Source organism: Brevibacterium epidermidis NBRC 14811 (genome assembly GCF_001570805.1).
In the GTDB taxonomy this organism is placed as follows: domain Bacteria; phylum Actinomycetota; class Actinomycetes; order Actinomycetales; family Brevibacteriaceae; genus Brevibacterium; species Brevibacterium epidermidis.
The window spans coordinates 132,191-152,617 of record NZ_BCSJ01000011.1; the positions used below are offsets into that span (position 1 = coordinate 132,191).

The following is a 20,427-nucleotide window of genomic DNA, read 5'->3' on the forward strand; positions in this document are numbered from 1 at the left end:
TGCGGCGACCCGACGGTTCGTCGGACGACCGTTCCGCGTTCACCGGGTTTCCCTGAGCGCCGACTCACGTAGAGTGAGAGTGACAGCAGTCAGCTCTGAAGAAGGAGAGAGTCAAGCATGGCCAACACAGCATTTCAGGGATCTCCGGTCAAGACCGTCGGCGAACTGCCAGCCAAGGGCGAGCAGTCCCCGGCTTTCAGCCTCGTCGGCAGCGACCTCGGTGATGTGAACTCACAGGACTACTCGGGCAAGCGCGTCGTGCTCAACATCTTCCCCAGCCTCGATACGGGTGTGTGCGCCGCCTCGGTGCGCAAGTTCAACGAACTCGCCTCCGGTCTGGAGAACACCACCGTTGTCTGCGTGTCCAACGACCTTCCATTCGCCCAGGCCCGCTTCTGCGGCGCCGAAGGCATCGAGAACGTCGTGACAGCATCGGGATTCCGCAGCTCGTTCGGCAAGGACTTCGGTGTGACCATGGTCGATGGTCCGCTCGCCGGTCTCCTCGCCCGGTCCGTCGTCGTCCTCGACGAGAAGGGCACCGTGACCTACACGCAGCTCGTCGATGAGATCACCACCGAACCCGACTACGATTCGGCGACCGCAGCTCTGGGAGCCTGATCTCGACTCCGCGGATCGGAGCCTCGACCTGCGAAGAATGAACCGGGTGGGACGCACAAGCGTCCCACCCGGTTCACTTTAGACGGTTTTGCGTCGGCACCCCGGCAGCAGTCGGGCAGCTCAAGCCGAAGCACTCACATATCGACGACAGTGATCGGCAGAGCGTAGTCGACACCGGCGAGCTCTCCACCACTCGTGGTGATGCTCGGAATCATGTCCTTCGGCGCCGGATGGTCTTTGAGCGCGTCCAAATAGACCTTGTGGGCTTCGAGCGACCGGACACCGCGGTCGACGTGCTCAGCCGTGAGAGCCACGGCGTGAGTGGGCTTGGCGCCGTTGATGAGCAGTCGATCAGCCTTCCACGCATCGAGCCCCTCGTCCTTGAGATCGGTGAAGACCCAAGGATTGTCGGCGTCGCGGATCGCATCGACAGTGGCAACGCCGGCATGGCGATGGTCGACGTGATTGAGACCCCACTGCACCTGAAGGTCGAAGGTCGTGACGACGACTGCGTTCGGCCGGAACTCGCGGATCTTCCGTGCAATCGCCCGGCGCAGCTCGTGGTTGGGCTCAAGCAGACCATCTGGGAAGTCGAGAATCTCAAGGTCGTCGACGCCGACGATATTGCATGCCCGACGCTGTTCCTCGGCGCGCAGCGGTGCCACTTCCTCCGGGCTCAAGTCCCGGATCCCCGCCTCCCCACGGGTGAGCAGGAGGTAGGCGACCTCTTTGCCCTCATCGGTCCACTTTGACACTGCCGCCGAACCCCCGTATTCCATATCGTCGGGGTGGGCGACCACACAGAGCACACGGTCGATATCAGAGTCATCGAAAAGCGGGATCTCAGTCATGACACCAGGCTAAGCGGCAGCTTACCGTTGCGCTAGGGCGCGGGGACGAACAGACGATTGGGTACGATATGGATGACCCACTGACCGAGTGAAGGCAGACAACGATGAATAGGTCACTCGTGGCAGTGGCGTTGGTTTTGGGGCTCACCCTCAGCGGATGTTCGGCGTTCCGGGTCAGCAGCTCCGATGAGGCCGGCGCGAAACCAGCCAGCGTGGGCGTCGGTGACGGGCAGTCACCTTCTCCGACACCAACCGGTCCGACAATTCCTGAGGGTATGAGTGAGACCACTGCCGAACTCGGCGGACAATGTCCCGTCGAAGTCAGCTTGGCTTTGAGCGCTGACTGGGGCGATGGATCCGGATACGACGGCTATCGGCTCTATGAAGCCGATTCCGGGGCGATCATCACGGTCAACTGCATCGATGATGACGAGTCTTCACCACAGGATTTGGTGGATCAGGCGCGCGAGCGGATGTTCAGCACTTCGGGATCGTCACTGGGCAGCGAGTCCACCGGATCACTCGACGGGGGAGAATACTGGGTCTTCCACGGCACGCTGGCCCCCGACGATATGCGCGCAGTCGACAAGGAAGATTCAGTGATCTTCGGTGCCGTGGCCGGAGTGTCCGTCGACGGCCGGCTTTTCAAGGTCAGCGTCGACATGCTCGCACAGGCTGATGACACTGAGGCTCAGGACCAGTTCCGACAGATGCTGCCGACGGTTCGCTTCGACGATCAGGAGCTCAAAGCTCCGGACCTGCGCTGAAGCTGCCGACCAACTGACATGCGTTTGAGCAGTTCCCGGGCCGCTATCCTTCCAGCTCTGGTGGCTCCGACCGTGGAGCTGGCCGAGCCGTAGCCGACGAGGAACAGTCGCGGGTCGTCTTTGACTGCGACCTCGGTTTCCATAGATATTCCGCCATCAGGTGTGCGCAGCCTCAAGGGGGCGAGGTGTTTGAGTGCTGCTCGGAACCCGGTGTTCCAGAAGATCACGTCGACTTCTTCGACTTGTGGTTCGGCGAACGGAAACCATGACTCGGGCACTGCCAGGTGGTCGCTGGCTGAGGGGCCCAGGCCCTCCGACGTGGTGGGTCGTTCGGTGTCGTCGATCCCGGGGAAGTGGACTCCGTGGGGAAGGATGCGGTCGAACATGCCTCGAGAGACGAGGACTCCCGAGTCGATTCCGTCGCGGAACTCTCTGCGGATCGGCAGTCCTGTTGTTCGGACGACGCTGGCTGGGGCCAACCCGGACAGAGTTCGTTCGCGAACGGCTCGTTCGACTTCGAGGCCCCAATGGCCGTCGAATTCTCTGGAGGTGAAGTTCGGGGGACGGCGTGTGGCCCAAAGCGTGTCGGTCACCTCGGCGAGTTCGAGGAGGAACTGCGTGGCGGAGATTCCACCGCCGACGACGAGCGTACGCAGTCCGCGGAAGTCTTCGACGTCGCGGAAGTTCACTGTGTGCAGCTGGTGGCCTTCGAACTCGGCGATGCCGGGGATGAAAGGCACGTAGGGCTGGGTCCAGGTGCCGGTTGCGTTGATGAGGTAGTTGCAGGAGAGCGTCACCTGTTCGCCGTCGATCGTTGCGGTGACGGTGAACCGTCCCTGTCCTGGTTCTTCGGACCGGACGGTGTCGACTTCAGCCGGGCGGATGACACAGAGTTCGAGTTCGCGCTCGAAGCGGGAGTAGTAGTCGGAGACGACTTCGGAGGCGGGCACGTTCGGATCGGGACGGCCGAGAGGGAAACCGGGGAGGTCGGAGATATGGTTAGTGGTTCCCAAAGTCAATGAGTCCCACCGCTCACGCCAGGCTCCACCAGGTCCGTCTCCGGCATCGAGGATGATGAAGTCTTTGCCTGGTGCGAGGCCGTCGCGCCACAGGTAATGGGCTGCGGACAGTCCGGCTTGGCCTGCCCCGATAATGACGACAGGCCAATGAGAATCGATCAGGAGCTCGTTGATTCGGCACACCATGGGGCCATTGTTTCAGGTTTCCCTCGTCACGGTTCCGTCGATCGGGTCCGAGCGATGTGCTGATCCGTTTCGGCAGTGAGTTATGGCGTCAGCGGGCAGATTGGGCGCAGTCGGGCCCACGAGGATTGGAATAGCAGTCTTCGTCGACGAGGTAGCGGTGATAGCGATAGACCTCGATGCCGATGTCGTTGCTGGCGACGTGAGCGAAACCATCGATCGGAAGCCAGGGGCCGCCGTCGACCGAGAACTCACCGCTGAATGTTGCTGTCATCGAGGCCGACACCTTGCCTGATTCTTGGTATTCGTGTCCGATCTGCGGGGTGCCGCCGGGAAGGGGCTTCGCACCTTTTGCCGTGGTTGTCGCGCCCGAGCCGTCCCCGAAGTCCCAGTTGAAACGCTCTGGGGTGACTTTGACCTGAACTGCGTAGGTCAGCAAGGTCATGTCGATATAGCTGACGTCGGTGTCGGTCCAGAAGGCGGCCGGTTTGCCGACGACGGCCCAATCCTTTGGCCAGGCGTAGATTGTGGGTGCCGGAATGTCGAAGTTCTGGAACTGCGATTCCGGGATGCGAGTCGGGGGATCAGGTCGGGCAGGGGCACCGCCGCCGCCTCCACCACCTGGTCCGGGCTCACTCACACAGAGATAGCCGACGTCTTCCGTCGGGCAGTCAGGCAGGCCGCCGCCTCCTCCGCCAGCGCCGCCTCCGGATCCACCGCCGTTGTTGCCGCCGTTACCGCCGCCAGAGCCGCCACCTTCGGAGCCTCGGCCTCCAGATCCTCCGTCGCCAGAGCCGCCCCCGTCTGAGCCTCCTCCGCCTCCTCCTGGAGTGTCAGCGGAACAGTTGTTGATACGCCGCATATCGCAGGTAGGAGACGCAGATGCTGGCAATGGATGAAACAGAATCAGAGTAAGTAGCGCTGTGAGGAAGACACCTATCAGAGTATTTGTCTTTAACATTTGCGATCTCGTAGGGACTGATCTGTGACTTTCCAGCCGTCGGTACCTCTTTGGATGAGGTGCTCCATGGTTACCCGATCACTCCCATTGGGGGTAGGTGATTCGTCCTTGGGTAACAATGACCACTTCGACAGGTCAAAACAGAAATGTACGGTGACAGAATCGGGCCTATCGACTGCTTTCTCAGCCTCGACTTTGTCAACTTCGATATTGGTAGGAGTGACCTTGCCTGAAAACGTGTAAGAACCATCCTTTATGACTGCGACATCTCCATTAATGGATTTCAGGGCCGCGCCGTCGGCGTAATCTGGAAACTTGTTGGCAGTTGAGAAGTCGCCTGAATAGGCTTCATTCACAGTCCGAAAATAGCCATCAAACGCCACGAGGGCACCCTCGACGGCCTTCTTCTCCTCTTTATCGAGGGTGAGGTCGGTTTCGTAGTCGGGGATGGCCACCTCGGCGGGGTTATCGGTCGACCCTGCGTCGGGCTGCTCTGCGGGCAGGGTCGACGTCGGCGCGGCTACCGGAGAATTGTCGGCACAACCGACGACCGAGACCAAACTCAGCGCGGAGAAAACGGCAACGAATATTTGGGCAGGTCGACGATGCGGTCGGGACGATCCAGTTCTCATTCCACGCCTCTGTGGTCTGCAACTGCGGCGCGACCCCATCGGCCGACACCCGGATTCCCTACATTATTCGACAGGCATGCTTTTTAGAACAGGCGAAGTCGAATCTGTGGATAACTCACGTCCGAGTGCGTGCAAGCACCTGTCCCTCAGCAGCTATCGCTATTTGTTCGCGGCCTTTGCCGCCTTAGCCGCGGCCTTCTGCTGCTTCTTGAAGGCACGGATCTCTTGCAGAGTGACATCGTCGACGACATCGGCGATTGAGCGGCGGGCCTCCGGGTCACCGTAGTCACCGGCGGCCTCCTGCCAGCCCTCGGCCTGGAGCTCGAACTGCTTGCCGAGCAGCGCCAGGAAGATCTTGGCCTTCTGATCTCCGAACCCGGGCAGCTTCTTCAGCCGCTTGAGGACCTCAGCACCGCTGGGGTTGCCGTCGGACCAGATCGCCTCGACATTGCCGTCGTATTCGTCGACGATGGTCGCCGCCAGCTTCTGCACGCGTCCCGCCATCGACTTCGGGAACCGGTGCACCGCAGGAGTCTGGGCGAAGATGTCGAGGAAGTCATCCGGATTCATCTCCGCGATCTCGTCGACATCGAGCTTTCCCAGCCGTTCGGCCAGCTTGGCCGGTCCGGCGAAGGCGCTCTCCATGGTCACCTGCTGATCGAGGAGCATTCCAACGAGCAGAGCGAAGCGGTCTTCGGCCAACAGTGCATCGGCCTTCGGATCTCCAGACAGGAACAGTGAAGTCATGACTCCATCTTCGCACGCTATCTGCCGCTGTCGGTGCACCGATATCATCGGGGGATGATCTGCCCCTGCTCCGGAATGCCACCCGGTACCGACTACGACGACTGCTGCCGTCCGGCCCTCGACGGCGAATCGTGGCCCACCACCGCCGAGGCGCTCATGCGCTCCCGGTATACGGCCTTCGTCCGCGGCCACGAAGACCACCTTTTCCGCACATGGCACGCCAAGACCCGACCCGATGACGTCGGCATCGATGACGCCACCACGTGGCTCGGACTCGAGATCGTGTCCACCACGGACGGGGGACCGGATGACGCCACCGGAACAGTGCACTTCCGTGCGCGATTCCGGGACCACCTCGGCGATCATGTCCTCGAAGAGAATTCCGCATTCGTCCGCAGAGCCGGACGGTGGATGTACCTCGAAGCTCTCGAGAACTGAGAACCAGCAACAACCTCGAGAACCGATGACGGCTGTGCCTATACTGGTGGTCGGCGCATCCAACGCCCAGCCGAGGTCGTGTTCCCAGCACACCGACCGCATGGCGAAGGGGAGAGAATCCTCGGACGAAACCGGCACGGTGTTTTCCTGACCAGGTTTCGTGCTGGGGGAGACTTGGTCGCCAAAGGGAGCGACACCATGACCAAGGACAAGGATTTCAAGAAGCTCGTTCGCGCGCGGATGACCGAAACCGGTGAGAACTTCACCACGGCCCGCACCGCACTCCTCACCGCGAACCAGAGTGGACAATCAAGCACCGATTCCAGCATTGATCCGCAGATACTGCGGTTTCGGACGAAGACACTGAGAACGTTCATGCCCGACGGTTACATCGTCTCCGTTCCGACGAAACGACGTGCCCTCGTGCTCGTCCTCATCGAAGTTCTCGCCGCCCTCGACCCCGACCGGGTCTACGACGAGAAGCAGCTCAACGTCATCCTCGGGGAGTTCCATCCTGACTTCGCTCTGCTGCGGCGTGAACTCATCGACTATCGCCTGCTCGAGCGCAATGCCCACACCGGTGAGTATTGGGTCAACCCGAGCCCGCCTACCCACACCGGTTCACAAGCGCAGGAGATGGCGGGGCTCGAGGTATTTCTGCGCTGAAGCGGCGACGGCGTATCCTTGAAGCTCGAACCACAACCGGGCAGACACGAGGAGCATCCATGGCCTATCACGCCGATTCGACCGATCTCGACGAAAAAGAGATTCTCAGCTGGGACATGTTCGGCCAATCAGCGCGTGATATGGCGCAGACCATCGCGGATTCCGACTACGATCCCGAGATCGTCATCGCCGTGGCCCGTGGCGGACTGCTGCCCGCCGGAGCGCTGGCCTACGCCCTCGGGCTCAAGCTCTCCGACGCCATCAACGTCGAGTTCTATACGGACGTCCACGAGACCCTGCCCGACCCCATCCTGCTCGCCCCGATGCTCGACATCGAAGCGATCAAGGGCAAGAAGCTGCTCGTCGTCGACGACGTCGCCGACTCCGGCCGCACCCTGGCTCTCGTCCTCGAACTGCTGCGCAAACACGGCGCAGAAGCCCAGTCGGCCGTCATCTACGCGAAGTCCGCGTCGATCATCGACCCGGACTTCGTGTGGAAGCGCACCGATCAGTGGATCGTCTTCCCGTGGTCGGCTGAACCTCCGGTCGTCGCCAACAAGTAAGCTGACCGTATGGAGGAGACACGGGACATCGGCGCCCCGTGCGGACGTGTGCGTGCCCAAGTCGTCGGCGACGTGATCCGCGCCCGAGGCATCCGCTACGCCCGCGCCCGCCGTTTCCTCCCTCCCATCGATGAACCCCCTGTGGACTTCATCGACGGCGGTCAGCCCGGCCCGGCGAGCCCGCAGCTGCGCCGCGACCCGAACGCCGGAATGACCTTCGACCAGCTCGGCGGGCTTCCTATCAGTGAAGACTGTCTGCGCGTGAGCGTGACAATGCCGAAGGACACCACCACCGAGGCGGGACTTCCCGTCCTCGTCTGGATCCACGGCGGAGCCTACGTCGCTGGGGCCGGGGATGCGGAGATCTACGATCCGTACGCCCTGGCCACCGAGCAGAACATCATCGTCGTGTCCGTGACCTATCGCCTCGGTGTCCTCGGCTATCTGGGAACGGGCCGGGACGAACACCTCAACCTCGGAGTGCTCGACCAGATCTCCGCCCTGCGCTGGGTGCAGACGAACATCTCTGCCTTCGGCGGCAACCCGGACAATGTCACGATTGCCGGTCAAAGCGCTGGGGCAGATGCCTGCGCCCACCTCATGATCGCCGAAGGCACCGAAGGACTCTTCCACCGAGTGCTCATGGCCTCAGCCCCCTTGGGACTGGCTGGCGGCACGGACGCGATGAACTGGGCGATGGGGAAGGTCGCTCAGAAGATCGACCCGGAAGCCAGCGTCGACGAGATCCTGCAGGCGCAGGAAGAAGTGCACAAAGCCGCCCTCGTCGGTGGCCTGCATGCCGGAATGTGCTTCGGAGTCCGCTACGGCCAATACCCGCTGCCGACACGTGCGGACGCAGCCGAGGCCTGGGCCCAAGTCGCACCGAAGATCGAAGTGCTCATGACCCGCACGGAACGTGAGATCGCCTTCTTCGCCGGTTTCGTCCCCGCCCTGCGTCGCCTCCATGATCGCAAACTGACCTCGCCGATGCTCGAATCCCTGATCTCCGGAATCACCTCCGCGGTCTACACCCGAGCCGGGCGCGAATTCTTTGACCGCCACCGGATGTCCGGCGGCCAAGGTGCCCGCCTGCTCATCGTCTCCCGCGGAGACGGCAGCTTCTTCGACGCCGCCCATTCCGGCGACCTGCCGCTGATCTTCCCCGGCGACATCTGGCACGACTCCTTCCTCGACTACGGTGCGACCACCGGTATCGCCGGTCCCGAACTGCGCCGGATCTGGGGCGAATTCACGACCTCGGGCACCCTTCCGCGCTTGCCAGTGCCCGGTCTCGTCGACATCATGGGCTGACCGGCTCGCCGGCGCATTCCACGTCTGCGTTCACCTGAGCTGTCGTCTTTTCACAACCGCCGTGTCACCGGCGTGGACTACCGTTGGATCATGGACGCACATCAGATTTCGGCAGCCCGTCTGATCTCACAGGGGCTCGTCGGACCGCCGCCCTCGTCACCGACAGGATCCGACCTCTCACCTGCCGGTGCCGTCGTCGAGCATCTCGGCTGCGTCCAAGCTCAAGCCCTCGGCGGTGCTTTGGTCTCCGTCGCCCTGCGTCTTGGCCCTGATGTCACTGCGGGTGTGGCTGCAGTCCGGGCCGCCATCGACGCCGGAGAGATCGTGCGCTCCTGGACCCAGCGCGGCACGATCCATCTGACCACGTCCAAGGACATCGGTTGGATACTCGGCCTCACCGGGGCACGGACCATGAAGTCCACGGCCAAGCGGCGCGAATATTTCGGCATCACCGACGCCATGCTCGAGACTGCAGCGGAACTCGCCACCTCGGCTATCAGAGCCCGCGGACCGCTGACGCGTGAAGAGCTGCTCGAGTCTTTCGCTCCCATCGGCGCCGGAGACTCATACGGCCACGCCCGGTACCTCATCACGTCCCTGGCACTGCAGAACATCATCGTCCAAGCCCCCATGATCGAGGGCAAGGACGACATGAAATACGTCCTCACCGCCGCTTGGGTGCCCACTCCCACGCACCTGGACGCCGAGGCGGCCGACCACGAATGGATGCGACGATTCGTCACCAGCCACGGACCGGTGACCCTCGACGACGCGACACGGTGGTCGGGCTTGCCGAAGACACGGATGAGAACAGCCATACAGGCCGGAATCGACGCCGGTGAGATCGTGAGCACCGAGATCGACGGCATCGACTACGTACACGCTCCCGATCTGGAAGACCGACTGAGCGAATGGGAGGAGGCGGCACACGAGACCATGCTGTTGCCCGGTTTCGACGAGATCATCCTCGGATACAAAGACCGCAGCGTCACGCTCGACCCCGCCAACGAAAAACTCGTTGTGCCCGGAGGCAACGGAATGTTCAAGAACACGGTCGTGACCGGCACCCGTGCACGCGCCACGTGGAAGCGATCACCCCGCAAGACCGGACCACGAGTTCTCGTCGACACATTTCCCGGGGAGACAGTCGACCCGAAGACCATCGAAGCGGTCAGCAAAACCCACCCCGCTTTCGTCTGAGAGCGCAGGCACGACTGTCAATGGACGAACTCCGAAGCACCCGCACATCGTCGACCGGCCAGGCCGAGACGGATGACCGACCAGCCTCGCCACCGATGAGCATCGCTGTCGGGATCATCCTCAATCCCAATCATCCGGCGACGTGGCGGGCGTACGCCGATCTTGTTCCGGAACTGCAGAAAGCCGGTGCACACCACCGGAGCATGACGACCAGCGTCGAACGCTCAGGTCGATGGCAAGCCGAACAGCTCATCGAATGGGGAGCCGACGCCGTCATCATTCTCGGCGGAGACGGAACCATCCGGGCGACAGCCCCGGTGCTCGCGAAGGCGGGAATGCTGACGTTCCTCATCCCGACCGGGACCGCGAATGTGCTCAGCCGCCATATCGGCCTCCGCTCAACTCGACACGCAATCGACCATTGCGTGCGTGCGGTGGCATCGATCATCCGAGACGGTTCGACGAACCTGCGCGGCATTCCGATCAATACTGCGGAATATCAGCGGGCCGACGGCCGACGGCACCGCACCGAATTCATCAGCCTCGCGGGAACCGGGGGAGACGCCCGGGCCGTCGCCCACCACCACTCCGCCCCAGGACTGCTCGGCTATGCGTGGGGAGCCGCCAGGGCGCTTTTCGCCGCGGACTTCACCGTGGGCACAGTGGACACATTGAACACAGCAGACGGATCGGGCGGAGCGGACACCTCGGACACAGGCGGAAGCGCCTCGGCACCGGTGTGGTCGGTGATGGCGTCGAAGGTGGCTCGTCCCGCAGGCCCCATTGCCGTGTTTCCTCAGGCACGTATCGATGCTGAGGCGTTCAATGTGCTCAGAGTCGGTCCGATCCCGGACCGACTCATCGCGCGCTGCCGAGCGTGGGCAGGAATCGCCACAGTCTGTCTGCAGGGCAGACCGCAGGCACACCCGCTCATGAACTATCGCTCCACGACGGAAATCACGGTCTCCCTCGAATCGCCGATGCCGACACACCTCGACGGAGACCTCATCGGCGACTGCCTGGAACTACGGGTGAGCGCCGGCGAGAAGAAGCTGCTGGTCTCAGCGCCGACGGCGTGAGGTGCCGAAGATTCCGCGCGCGATCTCACGTGCGGCGGTCCGCGTGAACTGTTTGAACGCCGAGGACTTCACGACCTGGGTGAACATGTTCTCGTCATCCTTCTTCGCCGACTTCTTCCGAGAGTCGCCGGACTCCTCTGGGAAGTCGATCTTGTCCGCAGAGCCGCCACGGTCCTGACCGTCGGCGGGAGCATCGGCAGGCGCCGATCGCTGCTCCTCGGCGTGAGCTTCAGATCCGCCTTCGAGGCGTTTGGCGAGGATCTCGCGAGCAGATTCGTTGTCGATCGCGGTGCCGTACTTCTCATGCTGGGGCGATGCTGCGACGGCCGCTTTGATCTCGTCCTCGCTCATCGGCCCCATCTTCGACTCCGGGGCCCGCATCCGCGTCGGCGCCACGGGAGTCGGAGCACCATCGGGATCCATGACAGTGACCACGGCTTCGCCGATGCCCAGTGATGTGAGCAGCTCTTCGAGGTCGTAGTCGGACTTCGGGAAGGTCTGTACGGTCGCCTTGAGTGCTTTGGCATCGTTGGGTGTATGCGCGCGCAGCTGGTGCTGGATACGCGAACCCAACTGTGCGAGCACATCCTCAGGAACGTCCTTCGGAGTCTGCGTGACGAAGAAGATGCCGACACCCTTCGACCGGATGAGCCGCACCGTCTGCGTCACGGACTGAAGGAAGGCCTTCGAAGCACCGGCGAAGAGCAGATGAGCTTCGTCGAAGAAGAACACGAGTGAGGGCTTGTCGGGGTCGCCGACCTCCGGCAGGTCCTGGAACAGATCGGCCAGCAGCCACATGAGGAATGTGGAGAACAGTGCCGGCGACTGGCTGAGCTTCTGCAGCTCGAGCACGGAGACGATTCCGGCACCGTTGTCGTCGGTGCGCAGCAGATCAGCGGTGTCGAATTCCGGTTCGCCGAAGAACACGTCGCCGCCCTGGGCGGCGAGTTCGGAGATCTTGCGCAGGATGACTCCGACGGTGGCCTTCGACGCTCCGCCGATGCCTTCGAGGTCGGCCTTGCCTTCGTCTGAAGTGAGGAAGTTGAGGACGGCTTTGAGGTCCGAGAGGTCGAGCAGTGCCAGTCCTGCCTGATCGGCATAGTGGAAGACCAGTGAAAGGACGGATTCCTGTGTGTCGTTGAGTTCGAGGACCTTCGACAGGAGGATCGGGCCGAACGATGTCACTGTCGCTCGCAGCGGAGTTCCCAGTCCAGAATCACCGAGGGTGTAGAACTCCGTCGGATTGCTCTTGGGCTGCCAGTCCTGACCGGCGGCGTCGAGGCGCTTGCGCAGTTTGTCGGATTCGACGGCGGCGGCGCCGATGCCCGAGAGGTCGCCCTTGATATCGGAGGCGAAGACCGGCACTCCGGCCCGGGACAGCTGCTCGGCGAGCACCTGCAGGGTCACGGTCTTGCCGGTTCCCGTGGCGCCCGCGACGAGGCCGTGCCGGTTGAGCATGGACAGCGGGATGGAGATCGGGGTCTCCTTCGAGGGATCCTCGCCGTCGAGGGCGACTCCCAGGTCAAGGGTTTCCCCGTCGAAGGTGTATCCGTCTTTGAGTGTCTGCAATGCCTGCTCAGTCATGTGTCAATCTTTACACAGCGGCGCCGAGGTGGTGGAGGAATTCTGCATGGATTCGTCCGTCCGTACCCAATTCCGGGTGGAAGCTGGCGCCCCAGACCGCACCTTGGCGGACGAGGACGGGCGTGTCATCGTGCGAAGCGAGCACCTCGATCTCGGGCCCGAGGTCGAGGATCTGCGGTGCACGGATGAACGTGCCCGCAACCGGTTCGTCCAGTCCGTGCACCGTCAACGGTGAGGTGAAGGACTCCCGCTGTCTGCCGTAGGCGTTGCGGGCCACGGTGATATCGAGCCCGCCGAGGCGGTCGAACCCGCCCAGCGAATCGTCACTGAGCCGATCGCTGAGGAGTATGAGTCCCGCGCAGGTGCCGAAGACCGGCAGGCCACCGTCCATGCGTTCGCGCAGAGTGGCGAAGAGATCCGTGCCGGCGGCGATGCGCACCATCGCCGTGGACTCTCCGCCGGGCAGGATGAGCGCATCGATGCCGACGAGGTGTTCGGATCGGGTGACCTTGAGGGTGTCGGCCCCCAGGGAGCCGAGCATGAGCAGATGCTCACGGAAGGCTCCCTGGAGGGCGAGGACGCCGACTCTCACCAGCCGCGCTCTGCCAGGCGGTGCGGTGCGGGGACATCGGCGACGTTGATGCCGACCATCGCATCGCCGAGTCCGCGGGATGCCCTGGCCACTGCAGCCGGGTCATCGAAGTGCGTGGTGGCCTCGACGATGGCCTTCGCACGGGCCTCTGGGTTGCCGGACTTGAAGATGCCGGAGCCGACGAAGACGCCGTCGGCACCGAGCTGCATCATCATCGCTGCGTCGGCCGGGGTCGCGATGCCGCCTGCCACGAAGGTCACGACGGGCAGACGGCCGAGGCTGGCGACCTGCTTGACCAGGTGGTACGGCGCAGCGATCTCCTTGGCGGCGACGTAGAGCTCGTCTTCGCTCTTGGCTCCCAGTGCACGGATCTCGGAGTTGATGGTGCGCAGGTGGCGCATCGCCTCGGAGACGTCACCGGTGCCTGCTTCGCCCTTCGAACGGATCATCGATGCGCCTTCGGTGATGCGGCGCAGAGCCTCGCCGAGGTTGGTCGCACCGCAGACGAACGGCACCTTGAAGACGGACTTGTCGATGTGGTTGACGTAGTCGGCGGGGGAGAGGACCTCTGATTCGTCGATGTAGTCGACGCCGAGGGTCTCGAGAATCTGTGCTTCGACGAAGTGTCCGATGCGGGCCTTGGCCATGACGGGGATGGATACGGCGCTGATGATCGAGTCGATGAGATCGGGATCGCTCATCCGGGCCACTCCGCCCTGGGCGCGGATATCGGCGGGAACGCGTTCGAGGGCCATCACGGCAGAGGCGCCGGCCGCCTCGGCGATGCGCGCCTGCTCTTCGTTGACGACGTCCATGATGACGCCGCCCTTGAGCATCTGAGCCAGGCCGGTGTTGAGGAGGGTCTGTGTTTCGGTCATTGTGGTGCAAGTCCATTCACTGTCGCGGAGTCGATCCGGGACGACACCGGGCACGGCGCAGACCGGTTTCGGACTGCTGCCAGGTGTCGGAGGAATCATGGTTCTTCGGAGTGAACGGCCGTTCGTGACCAGCCTAAACCGATGCGTGGCTCAATGAGAGGGCCAGAAACATGCAAGTATTTTAGGCCAGATTGATGTGGTCGCACTATGATCGACTGATGGTTTCGAAGTCACGGGTCGACACTCCGGCCGAGGGCATCGCTCTGCCGGTGAGCGTCGACAAGAGTCTGCCGACTCCGCTGCCGGATCAGCTCACTCAGGAGTTGCGTCGGCTCATCTCCGAAGGGACCCTGCGCCCGGGGGACGCGGTGCCGTCGAGCCGTCGGCTGGCCAAACATCTCGGTATCTCCCGTGGCAGTGTGGAGACAGCCTATGCGCAGCTCGTCGTGGAGGGTTTCCTCGTCACGGCCGAACGCTCGGCGACGCGGATCAATCCCGACCTGCCCGCAGCTTCGACAGTCGCGCGCCCGAAGAACCGAATCCCCGACTCGCCGAGACGGCGCCTGCGCAACTATGTCGACCTGCGTCCGGGATTCGGCGGTGACGATCCTCTGCGCGAACCGGCCTTTCGCCGAGCCTGGAGGGAGTCGCTCGATCTTGACCCGGGTCCGATCGATCCCTTGGGTCAGCCCCGTGCTCGCTGGGCGATCACTGATTATCTGCGGCTGACTCGTGGGATGGCTGTCGACCCCGACGAGATCATCCTCACCAGCGGGTCCCGCGATGGACTGCGGCTGCTGCTCAGCGTCGGCGTCCCCGGAACCATCGCCGTGGAGAATCCCGGGTTCCCGGGCCTGAGGCAGGCAATGTCCGACCAGCACCTCGTGCCCCTGGACATGGGTGAATCCTCGCCGGCACCTGCCGATGTGGGCGCTGCCGTCGTGACACCGAATCACCAGTTCCCACACGGAACACCGATGCCGGTCGATCAGCGTGCACGACTGCTGGACTGGGCGGCGCGGGGCGATGCGATCCTCATCGAGGACGACTACGACAGTGAGGCCCGTTTCACCCGCACCGTACTGCCCACCCTCTTCGATCTCGCATCATCGACCGGCAGCTCTGCCCAAGTCGTTCATATCGGCACCTTCTCCACTCTGCTGACCTCAGCTGTATCAACTGGTTACGTCATTGCTCGTGGGAAGGTCTCGGAGAGACTCATGGGCATGCGCTCGGCACTCGGCCCTGCGTTCTCTCCGATTCTGCAGATGGCCATCGCCTCCTACCTCGGCTCCGGTGGACTGCGCCGTCGCATCTCCCGTGGCCGGCGCCGGCTCCGGGCCGCCGAAGAGGTCGTGTCCGAGATCGGTCCGATTCCCGGCCTGGCCCACGACGGTCGCACTCTCGTCATCGAAACGTCTGAGGCGCAGGCCGCGAGCCTGCTGCGAGATCTGGCCGATCGGGGCATCCTCGTTGCCTCATTGGCTCGCGGTTGGACCGGCGGTGATGAAGTCAGGCACGGTCTGGTCATCGCTCATTCGAACGTCGAGGCCTCGGTGCTTCGGGAGGCCTTGGGAGAAGTGAAGACCCTGTTGAGTAGGATTCAGGCATGAGGAATTCGGGATTTGCAGTCGACGGCATCATCAAGCTGCTGCTGGCCGTGGCCGGCTTCGTCTTCGTCGGCGGGCTCGAGGACTTCTTCCTCGCCCCACGTTGGCTGGTCATCACCGCTCTGGTGCTGCTCTTCCTCAGCGCCGCCACCCAGATCTCCTATTCCGTGAGAAAGGGGGAGAAGCGGTATCTGAAGTACCCGATGGTCTTCGACGCACTCCTCATCGTCGCAGTCGTCGTCGGCCTCATCCTCGCTGCAGCGAGCAACCCCGCAGGCGCCTGGATCCTCTTCGGGTTGGTGGGCGTGGGCTCTCTGGGCATCGCCGTGATCTTCACGACCGGCGAGAACGGCCCTTCCTTCAGCGACGACGAGTCACCGAACTCCTGATCACTGCGCACAGCCGTTTTCGATCAAGCGCCCGCACATATTTGTCTTCGTCCGAAGTCGCATATCTGTTGTAACGCCTGATCGGTGCGAAGAGTGCGAAGGTCAGCGGTTGAACGCGATGGCCGCGATGTGGCCGTCTGGAATACCGGCCTCAAGATCGTGGATGTCGACATCCGGATGCGGTGAGTTCGGCTGCGGGCCGGCGCCGATGAAGTCGAGACCCGGGTCGCGTGCCAGGCCCGTGCTCAATGCCTTGAGGAAGGCTTCCGTGCGCGCCCACACGCGGACGAAACCCTCCGCGAAGTCGCCCTCGGGGAGCGCCTCGAGCTCTGCCCGTTCCCTTTCGTGCAGCAGCTGCATCGCCTCGAGGGCGACTTCTCGCTCAGGCACCGCTTCGATGTCGAGCCCGACCGGGTCGTCGGAGACGGCGACGAGGACCAGACGACGCGACCGGGACACCGAGAACTCGCACTCGTCGTGGCGTGGTTTGCCCGCCGAATCGAGTCGGATCTCGATCGCAGCAGGATCCTGGTCGAGATGCGCACCGAGGACGTGGCGGAGGACGACACGGCCCGCAGACCAGGTGGCGGCCGCCTCGGCGTCGAATTCGCGCGCATAGTTGCGTTCCTGCTCGGTGAGCACGGAATCGTCATCACGCGCCCATGCCGCCTCGGCCGAGGTATCGGCGAGGACGAGCGTTGCGGGAAGATCGGTGGGCAGTACGGTGAAACTGGGGTGGTGCACCATCGATCAGCGGCCCAAGGCCTTGTTGATCTTCTTCAGTTTGCGGTTGAGAACGAAGATCCGCACCGAACCGATGATTCCGGCGATGAGGATTCCGCCGATCGCAGCGAAGAGCATCGCCACACCCAGGGGCAGTTCGAACTGCCAGCCGAAGTACTGGAACTCGGCCGGGACATTGTTCTGCAGAATGAAGATGAGCAGCAGGACGACGATGACAGCGCCGAGGATGAGGGAAACCCACATTCCCGCCGACATTCCGGACCCGGCCTTCGTCGACGGCAGCTCACCGGTGTGACCCGCCGGAGGCTGTGACTGCTCAGCCCTCTCGTGCGGAGACATCTCCCGGGTCTTATCCGCTGCAGCGGTCTCGCCCGTCGCGGGAGTATCGCTGCCGAGGACTGAATCGGTTTCGGCCAGGAGCTCTTCGGGCGTCTGCGAATCGCCACGCGGGTCTTGAGTACTCATGCGTCCATCATATCTGCTGATGGGGCGCATAAGGGAGGTAATGCGAAAGAGTCCCGGCAGTGGCTGCCGGGACTCTTTCCCAAGTGGTGTCGATCAGGTGATCAGACAGTCTTGCTCAGCGAGGAGATGATCTCATTGAGCGTGGCCGAAGGACGCATGGCGGCTTCGGTCTTCGCGTCGTTCGGGTAGTAGTAGCCACCCAGGTCGACAGGGCTGCCCTGTACCTCGAGGAGTTCGGCCACGATGGCGTCTTCCTTCTCGGTCAGTGCCTTCGCCACAGGAGCGATGGCCTCGGCCAGAGCTTCGTCCGAGGTCTGCTCGGCCAGCTGCTGCGCCCAGTAGAGGGTGAGGTAGAAGTGGCTGCCGCGGTTGTCGATCTCGCCGACCTTGCGCGACGGCGACTTGTTCTCTTCGAGGAACTTGCCGGTCGCGGCGTCGAGGGTGTCGGCCAGCACGCCGGCCCGCTCGTTTCCGTGGACGTTGAACTCGTGGCGGAAGGACTCGGCCAGGGCGAGGAACTCACCAAGGGAGTCCCAACGCAGGTGGTTCTCTTCGACGAGCTGCTGCACGTGCTTCGGAGCCGAACCGCCCGCACCGGTCTCGAACAGTCCGCCGCCTGCGATGAGCGGAACGACGGAGAGCATCTTCGCCGAAGTGCCGAGCTCGAGGATCGGGAACAGGTCCGTGTTGTAGTCACGCAGGACGTTGCCGGTCACCGAGATGGTGTCCTTGCCCTCACGGATGCGGTCGATGGAGAACTGAGTGGCCTCCACCGGGTTCATGATGCGGATGTCCAGGCCCTCGGTGTCGTGGTCCTTGAGGTACTCCTCGACCTTCGACTTGATGTTGAGGTCGTGGGCGCGGGTCTCATCCAGCCAGAACACTGCCGGGGTCTCGGACAGGCGGGCACGGGTGACGGCGAGCTTGACCCAGTCGCGGACGGGGATGTCCTTCGTCTGGCAGGCGCGCCAGATGTCACCGGCGGCGACCTCGTGGCTCATGAGCACATCACCGGCGGCGTTGACGACCTCGACGGTTCCGGCTTCCGGGATCTCGAAGGTCTTGTCGTGGCTGCCGTACTCCTCGGCCTTCTGCGCCATGAGACCGACGTTGGGAACGGTGCCCATGGTCCGCGGGTCGAAGGCGCCCTTGGCCTGGCAGTCCTCGATGACGGTCTGGTAGACGCCGGCGTAGGAGGAGTCGGGGATGACGGCCAGGGTGTCCTGGGTCTGGTCGTCCTTGTTCCACATCTTGCCGCCGACGCGGATCATCGCGGGCATGGAGGCGTCGACGATGACGTCGGAGGGTACGTGGAGGTTCGTGATGCCCTTGTTCGAGTTGACCATGGCCAGGTCGGGTCCGTCGGTCAGGCCCTTCTCGATTCCGGCCTTGACTCCGGCGGCCGCATCGGCGGGCAGGGTGTCGAGTCCGGCGAGGATGGCGGCCAGTCCGTTGTCGGAGGTCAGTCCCGCCTCGGCGAGGACGTCACCGTATTCGGCGAAGACGTCGGGGAAGAATGCCTCGATGACCTTGCCGAAGAGGATGGGGTCGGAGACCTTCATCATCGTGGCCTTGAGGTGGACGGAGAAGAGGACGCCGTCGGCCTTGGCGGCGGCGATCTGGTCCTTGACGAATTCGTCGAGGGCGGCGGCGTTCATCTTCGTCGAATCGACGATCTCGCCGGCGAGGACGGGCAGGGACTCCTTGAGGACCTTGGTGTCGCCGGCTTCGGTGCGCAGACGGATGGTCAGGGTGTCATCGGCGTCGATGATCACTGACTTCTCGTTGTCGCGGAAGTCGTCGGCGCTCATGGTGGCGACGCGGGTCTTCGAATCCTTCGACCATTCGCCCATCGAGTGCGGGTGAGCCTTGGCGAAGTTCTTCACGGCCTGCGGAGCGCGACGGTCGGAGTTGCCCTCACGCAGCACGGGGTTGACGGCCGAACCCTTGACCTTGTCGTAGCGTGCCCGAACGTCCTTCTCCTCATCGGTCGAAGGCTCTTCCGGGTAGGCCGGCAGGTCGTAGCCCTGCGCCTGCAGTTCGGCGATCGTGGCCTTCAGCTGCGGGACGGAAGCGGAGATGTTGGGCAGCTTGATGATGTTGGCATCGGGGGTCTTGGCGAGATCGCCCAGCTCGGCCAGAGCGTCGCCGACCTGCTGGTCTTCGGGCAGGCGGTCGTTGAACTGGGCCAGCACGCGTGCGGCGAGAGAGATGTCTCTAGTCTCAACCTCGACACCGGCCGACGTGGCGAAGGCTTCGATGATGGGTTTGAGCGAATACGTCGCGAGAAGCGGCGCTTCATCCGTGCGCGTGTAAATGATTTTAGCCATAGTTAAGGACCACTCCGCATCTTCTTGGGGTTTATCGCCCTCCATCCTACCTTCTGAGCGATTTCAGTAGGTGGCCCAGGCCGATGATGGTGCTCACATCTGGTGGTGGCACGCGGTAGTCTTCTGTGTCGGCACGGACAACAGAAAGAGGACGACAGTGGCCAAACTCTACTTCCGGTACGGGGCGATGAATTCCGGCAAGTCGACCGCTCTTCTGCAGGCGGCCTTCAACTATGAGGAACGCGGACAGCGGGTTCTCCTGGCCAAACCCCTCATCGACACCAAGGGTGCATCGCAGATCGTGTCCCGGCTGGGCGTGACCCGCGAAGTCGATTTCGTCATTCCCGCCGACGGCGACGTCGAGACGATCTACGCCGAGCATGCGGACTTTGTCGATCACGATGCGCTCATCGAGTCCATCGACGCCCCGAAGGCCCCGGTCGCGTGCCTGCTCATCGACGAAGCGCAGTTCCTCAGCCCCGTCCAGGTGGATTCGCTCATGCGGATCGCGACCGCCTCCTCGGTGCCGGTGATGTGCTACGGAATCCGCACGGACTTCCAGACCAAGGCGTTCCCCGGTTCGGCTCGGCTGCTCGAGATCGCGCACACCCTCGAAGAGCTCAAGACGATCTGCCGCTGCGGTCGCAAGGCCATGTTCAACGGCCGCCTCGTCGACGGACAGTTCATCTTCGACGGCGATCAGGTCGCCATCGACGGCAATTCCGTGACCTATGAGTCACTGTGCCCGAGCTGTTATCTCGAATACTCCGGCGGTAGGCTTTCAACGACAGACTCCTGAC

The 20,427-nt window shown here is 63.2% G+C and carries 22 protein-coding genes; 11 read left to right on the top strand and 11 right to left on the bottom strand.

The features are described 5' to 3' along the window. Nucleotides 1-117: 117 nt before the first annotated feature. Nucleotides 118-618, top strand: coding sequence for a thiol peroxidase (gene tpx, locus BEP01S_RS07830; RefSeq protein WP_062242040.1), 501 nt, complete (start codon nt 118-120; stop codon nt 616-618). A 134-nt stretch (nt 619-752) separates the two neighbouring features. Here tpx and BEP01S_RS07835 read toward each other — a convergent pair whose 3' ends face one another. After that, nucleotides 753-1,469, bottom strand: a complete 717-nt coding sequence (locus BEP01S_RS07835; protein WP_062242042.1) for a PIG-L deacetylase family protein — start codon at nt 1,467-1,469, stop codon at nt 753-755. Between the two features lie 275 nt (nt 1,470-1,744). Here BEP01S_RS07835 and BEP01S_RS07840 point away from each other — a divergent pair, with 275 nt between their 5' ends. Beyond that, a complete protein-coding gene (locus tag BEP01S_RS07840; RefSeq protein ID WP_062242044.1) occupies nt 1,745-2,236 on the top strand; it encodes a hypothetical protein in 492 nt (163 codons plus the stop codon). Here BEP01S_RS07840 and BEP01S_RS07845 read toward each other — a convergent pair. The 4 genes from BEP01S_RS07845 to BEP01S_RS07860 all read right to left on the bottom strand — a co-directional run bounded on the left by BEP01S_RS07845 (nt 2,206) and on the right by BEP01S_RS07860 (nt 5,778). Next, complete coding sequence (locus tag BEP01S_RS07845; RefSeq protein WP_062242046.1) at nt 2,206-3,441, bottom strand: NAD(P)-binding domain-containing protein; 1,236 nt, start codon at nt 3,439-3,441, stop codon at nt 2,206-2,208. The genes BEP01S_RS07840 and BEP01S_RS07845 overlap by 31 nt on opposite strands. 88 nt (nt 3,442-3,529) lie before the next feature. Continuing rightward, the gene (locus BEP01S_RS16805; RefSeq protein WP_062242048.1) at nt 3,530-4,078 is read right to left on the bottom strand and encodes a hypothetical protein; all 549 of its coding nucleotides are present in this window, start codon (nt 4,076-4,078) and stop codon (nt 3,530-3,532) included. A 314-nt stretch (nt 4,079-4,392) separates the two neighbouring features. Continuing rightward, nucleotides 4,393-5,031, bottom strand: coding sequence for a hypothetical protein (locus BEP01S_RS07855; RefSeq protein WP_157070545.1), 639 nt, complete (start codon nt 5,029-5,031; stop codon nt 4,393-4,395). 159 nt (nt 5,032-5,190) lie between these two features. After that, a complete protein-coding gene (locus tag BEP01S_RS07860; RefSeq protein WP_062242054.1) occupies nt 5,191-5,778 on the bottom strand; it encodes an HhH-GPD-type base excision DNA repair protein in 588 nt (195 codons plus the stop codon). A 75-nt stretch (nt 5,779-5,853) separates the two neighbouring features. Between BEP01S_RS07860 and BEP01S_RS07865 the strand changes: the two genes are divergently transcribed. The 6 genes from BEP01S_RS07865 to BEP01S_RS07890 all read left to right on the top strand — a co-directional run bounded on the left by BEP01S_RS07865 (nt 5,854) and on the right by BEP01S_RS07890 (nt 11,035). After that, nucleotides 5,854-6,216 carry a YchJ family protein gene (locus tag BEP01S_RS07865; RefSeq protein WP_062242056.1) on the top strand — a complete coding sequence of 121 codons (363 nt, stop codon included), beginning with the start codon at nt 5,854-5,856 and terminating at the stop codon, nt 6,214-6,216. Nucleotides 6,217-6,414: 198 nt separating this feature from the next. Beyond that, a complete protein-coding gene (locus tag BEP01S_RS07870) occupies nt 6,415-6,882 on the top strand; it encodes a DUF2087 domain-containing protein (RefSeq protein ID WP_062242058.1) in 468 nt (155 codons plus the stop codon). 59 nt (nt 6,883-6,941) lie between these two features. Beyond that, nucleotides 6,942-7,445, top strand: coding sequence for a phosphoribosyltransferase (locus BEP01S_RS07875; RefSeq protein WP_039210533.1), 504 nt, complete (start codon nt 6,942-6,944; stop codon nt 7,443-7,445). A 9-nt stretch (nt 7,446-7,454) separates the two neighbouring features. Then, nucleotides 7,455-8,756, top strand: a complete 1,302-nt coding sequence (locus BEP01S_RS07880; RefSeq protein ID WP_062242059.1) for a carboxylesterase family protein — start codon at nt 7,455-7,457, stop codon at nt 8,754-8,756. A 90-nt stretch (nt 8,757-8,846) separates the two neighbouring features. Continuing rightward, complete coding sequence (locus BEP01S_RS07885; RefSeq protein ID WP_062242061.1) at nt 8,847-9,956, top strand: winged helix DNA-binding domain-containing protein; 1,110 nt, start codon at nt 8,847-8,849, stop codon at nt 9,954-9,956. A gap of 95 nt (nt 9,957-10,051) precedes the next feature. Beyond that, complete coding sequence (locus BEP01S_RS07890) at nt 10,052-11,035, top strand: diacylglycerol/lipid kinase family protein (RefSeq protein ID WP_167348268.1); 984 nt, start codon at nt 10,052-10,054, stop codon at nt 11,033-11,035. Here BEP01S_RS07890 and BEP01S_RS07895 read toward each other — a convergent pair. From BEP01S_RS07895 to pdxS, 3 genes are read right to left on the bottom strand one after another with little or no spacing between them, the layout of a single operon-like run. Next, nucleotides 11,018-12,619, bottom strand: coding sequence for a helicase HerA-like domain-containing protein (locus BEP01S_RS07895; protein WP_062242065.1), 1,602 nt, complete (start codon nt 12,617-12,619; stop codon nt 11,018-11,020). The two genes, BEP01S_RS07890 and BEP01S_RS07895, sit on opposite strands and share 18 nt — an antisense overlap. Before the next feature lie 10 nt (nt 12,620-12,629). Continuing rightward, nucleotides 12,630-13,211 carry a pyridoxal 5'-phosphate synthase glutaminase subunit PdxT gene (gene pdxT / locus BEP01S_RS07900; RefSeq protein ID WP_280512733.1) on the bottom strand — a complete coding sequence of 194 codons (582 nt, stop codon included), beginning with the start codon at nt 13,209-13,211 and terminating at the stop codon, nt 12,630-12,632. Then, nucleotides 13,208-14,089 (bottom strand): pyridoxal 5'-phosphate synthase lyase subunit PdxS, encoded by an 882-nt coding sequence (pdxS, locus tag BEP01S_RS07905; RefSeq protein WP_062242067.1) that lies wholly within the window; start codon nt 14,087-14,089, stop codon nt 13,208-13,210. Before pdxS ends, pdxT begins: the two co-directional genes overlap by 4 nt. Nucleotides 14,090-14,307: 218 nt before the next feature. Here pdxS and pdxR point away from each other — a divergent pair, with 218 nt between their 5' ends. Both pdxR and BEP01S_RS07915 read left to right on the top strand, forming a co-directional pair. Beyond that, the gene (gene pdxR, locus BEP01S_RS07910) at nt 14,308-15,702 is read left to right on the top strand and encodes a MocR-like pyridoxine biosynthesis transcription factor PdxR (protein WP_062242069.1); all 1,395 of its coding nucleotides are present in this window, start codon (nt 14,308-14,310) and stop codon (nt 15,700-15,702) included. Further along, nucleotides 15,699-16,088 carry a hypothetical protein gene (locus BEP01S_RS07915; RefSeq protein WP_062242071.1) on the top strand — a complete coding sequence of 130 codons (390 nt, stop codon included), beginning with the start codon at nt 15,699-15,701 and terminating at the stop codon, nt 16,086-16,088. Before pdxR ends, BEP01S_RS07915 begins: the two co-directional genes overlap by 4 nt. Nucleotides 16,089-16,190: 102 nt before the next feature. Here BEP01S_RS07915 and BEP01S_RS07920 read toward each other — a convergent pair whose 3' ends face one another. The 3 genes from BEP01S_RS07920 to BEP01S_RS07930 all read right to left on the bottom strand — a co-directional run bounded on the left by BEP01S_RS07920 (nt 16,191) and on the right by BEP01S_RS07930 (nt 19,627). Further along, nucleotides 16,191-16,835, bottom strand: a complete 645-nt coding sequence (locus BEP01S_RS07920; protein ID WP_062242073.1) for a 4'-phosphopantetheinyl transferase family protein — start codon at nt 16,833-16,835, stop codon at nt 16,191-16,193. A gap of 3 nt (nt 16,836-16,838) precedes the next feature. After that, nucleotides 16,839-17,297 (bottom strand): LapA family protein, encoded by a 459-nt coding sequence (locus BEP01S_RS07925; RefSeq protein ID WP_062242075.1) that lies wholly within the window; start codon nt 17,295-17,297, stop codon nt 16,839-16,841. A gap of 101 nt (nt 17,298-17,398) precedes the next feature. After that, nucleotides 17,399-19,627 (bottom strand): NADP-dependent isocitrate dehydrogenase, encoded by a 2,229-nt coding sequence (locus tag BEP01S_RS07930; RefSeq protein ID WP_062242077.1) that lies wholly within the window; start codon nt 19,625-19,627, stop codon nt 17,399-17,401. A gap of 157 nt (nt 19,628-19,784) precedes the next feature. Between BEP01S_RS07930 and BEP01S_RS07935 the strand changes: the two genes are divergently transcribed. Beyond that, entirely contained in the window at nt 19,785-20,426 is a 642-nt protein-coding gene (locus BEP01S_RS07935) for a thymidine kinase (protein WP_039210544.1), read from the top strand. Nucleotide 20,427 lies beyond the last annotated feature (1 nt).

What these genes read in the sequence shown, in the direction of transcription:
- BEP01S_RS07845 (WP_062242046.1), bottom strand. Translation starts at nt 3,441, where the DNA reads ATGGTGTGCCGAATCAACGAGCTCCTGATCGATTCTCATTGGCCTGTC.
- BEP01S_RS07870 (WP_062242058.1), top strand. Translation starts at nt 6,415, where the DNA reads ATGACCAAGGACAAGGATTTCAAGAAGCTCGTTCGCGCGCGGATGACC.
- BEP01S_RS07915 (WP_062242071.1), top strand. Translation starts at nt 15,699, where the DNA reads ATGAGGAATTCGGGATTTGCAGTCGACGGCATCATCAAGCTGCTGCTG.
- BEP01S_RS07920 (WP_062242073.1), bottom strand. Translation starts at nt 16,835, where the DNA reads ATGGTGCACCACCCCAGTTTCACCGTACTGCCCACCGATCTTCCCGCA.
- BEP01S_RS07860 (WP_062242054.1), bottom strand. Translation starts at nt 5,778, where the DNA reads ATGACTTCACTGTTCCTGTCTGGAGATCCGAAGGCCGATGCACTGTTG.
- BEP01S_RS07885 (WP_062242061.1), top strand. Translation starts at nt 8,847, where the DNA reads ATGGACGCACATCAGATTTCGGCAGCCCGTCTGATCTCACAGGGGCTC.
- BEP01S_RS07840 (WP_062242044.1), top strand. Translation starts at nt 1,745, where the DNA reads ATGAGTGAGACCACTGCCGAACTCGGCGGACAATGTCCCGTCGAAGTC.
- pdxS (WP_062242067.1), bottom strand. Translation starts at nt 14,089, where the DNA reads ATGACCGAAACACAGACCCTCCTCAACACCGGCCTGGCTCAGATGCTC.
- pdxR (WP_062242069.1), top strand. Translation starts at nt 14,308, where the DNA reads ATGGTTTCGAAGTCACGGGTCGACACTCCGGCCGAGGGCATCGCTCTG.
- BEP01S_RS07875 (WP_039210533.1), top strand. Translation starts at nt 6,942, where the DNA reads ATGGCCTATCACGCCGATTCGACCGATCTCGACGAAAAAGAGATTCTC.
- BEP01S_RS07890 (WP_167348268.1), top strand. Translation starts at nt 10,052, where the DNA reads ATGAGCATCGCTGTCGGGATCATCCTCAATCCCAATCATCCGGCGACG.
- BEP01S_RS07855 (WP_157070545.1), bottom strand. Translation starts at nt 5,031, where the DNA reads ATGAGAACTGGATCGTCCCGACCGCATCGTCGACCTGCCCAAATATTC.
- BEP01S_RS07925 (WP_062242075.1), bottom strand. Translation starts at nt 17,297, where the DNA reads ATGAGTACTCAAGACCCGCGTGGCGATTCGCAGACGCCCGAAGAGCTC.
- BEP01S_RS07865 (WP_062242056.1), top strand. Translation starts at nt 5,854, where the DNA reads ATGCCACCCGGTACCGACTACGACGACTGCTGCCGTCCGGCCCTCGAC.
- BEP01S_RS07930 (WP_062242077.1), bottom strand. Translation starts at nt 19,627, where the DNA reads ATGGCTAAAATCATTTACACGCGCACGGATGAAGCGCCGCTTCTCGCG.
- BEP01S_RS07835 (WP_062242042.1), bottom strand. Translation starts at nt 1,469, where the DNA reads ATGACTGAGATCCCGCTTTTCGATGACTCTGATATCGACCGTGTGCTC.
- BEP01S_RS07895 (WP_062242065.1), bottom strand. Translation starts at nt 12,619, where the DNA reads ATGACTGAGCAGGCATTGCAGACACTCAAAGACGGATACACCTTCGAC.
- tpx (WP_062242040.1), top strand. Translation starts at nt 118, where the DNA reads ATGGCCAACACAGCATTTCAGGGATCTCCGGTCAAGACCGTCGGCGAA.
- BEP01S_RS07880 (WP_062242059.1), top strand. Translation starts at nt 7,455, where the DNA reads ATGGAGGAGACACGGGACATCGGCGCCCCGTGCGGACGTGTGCGTGCC.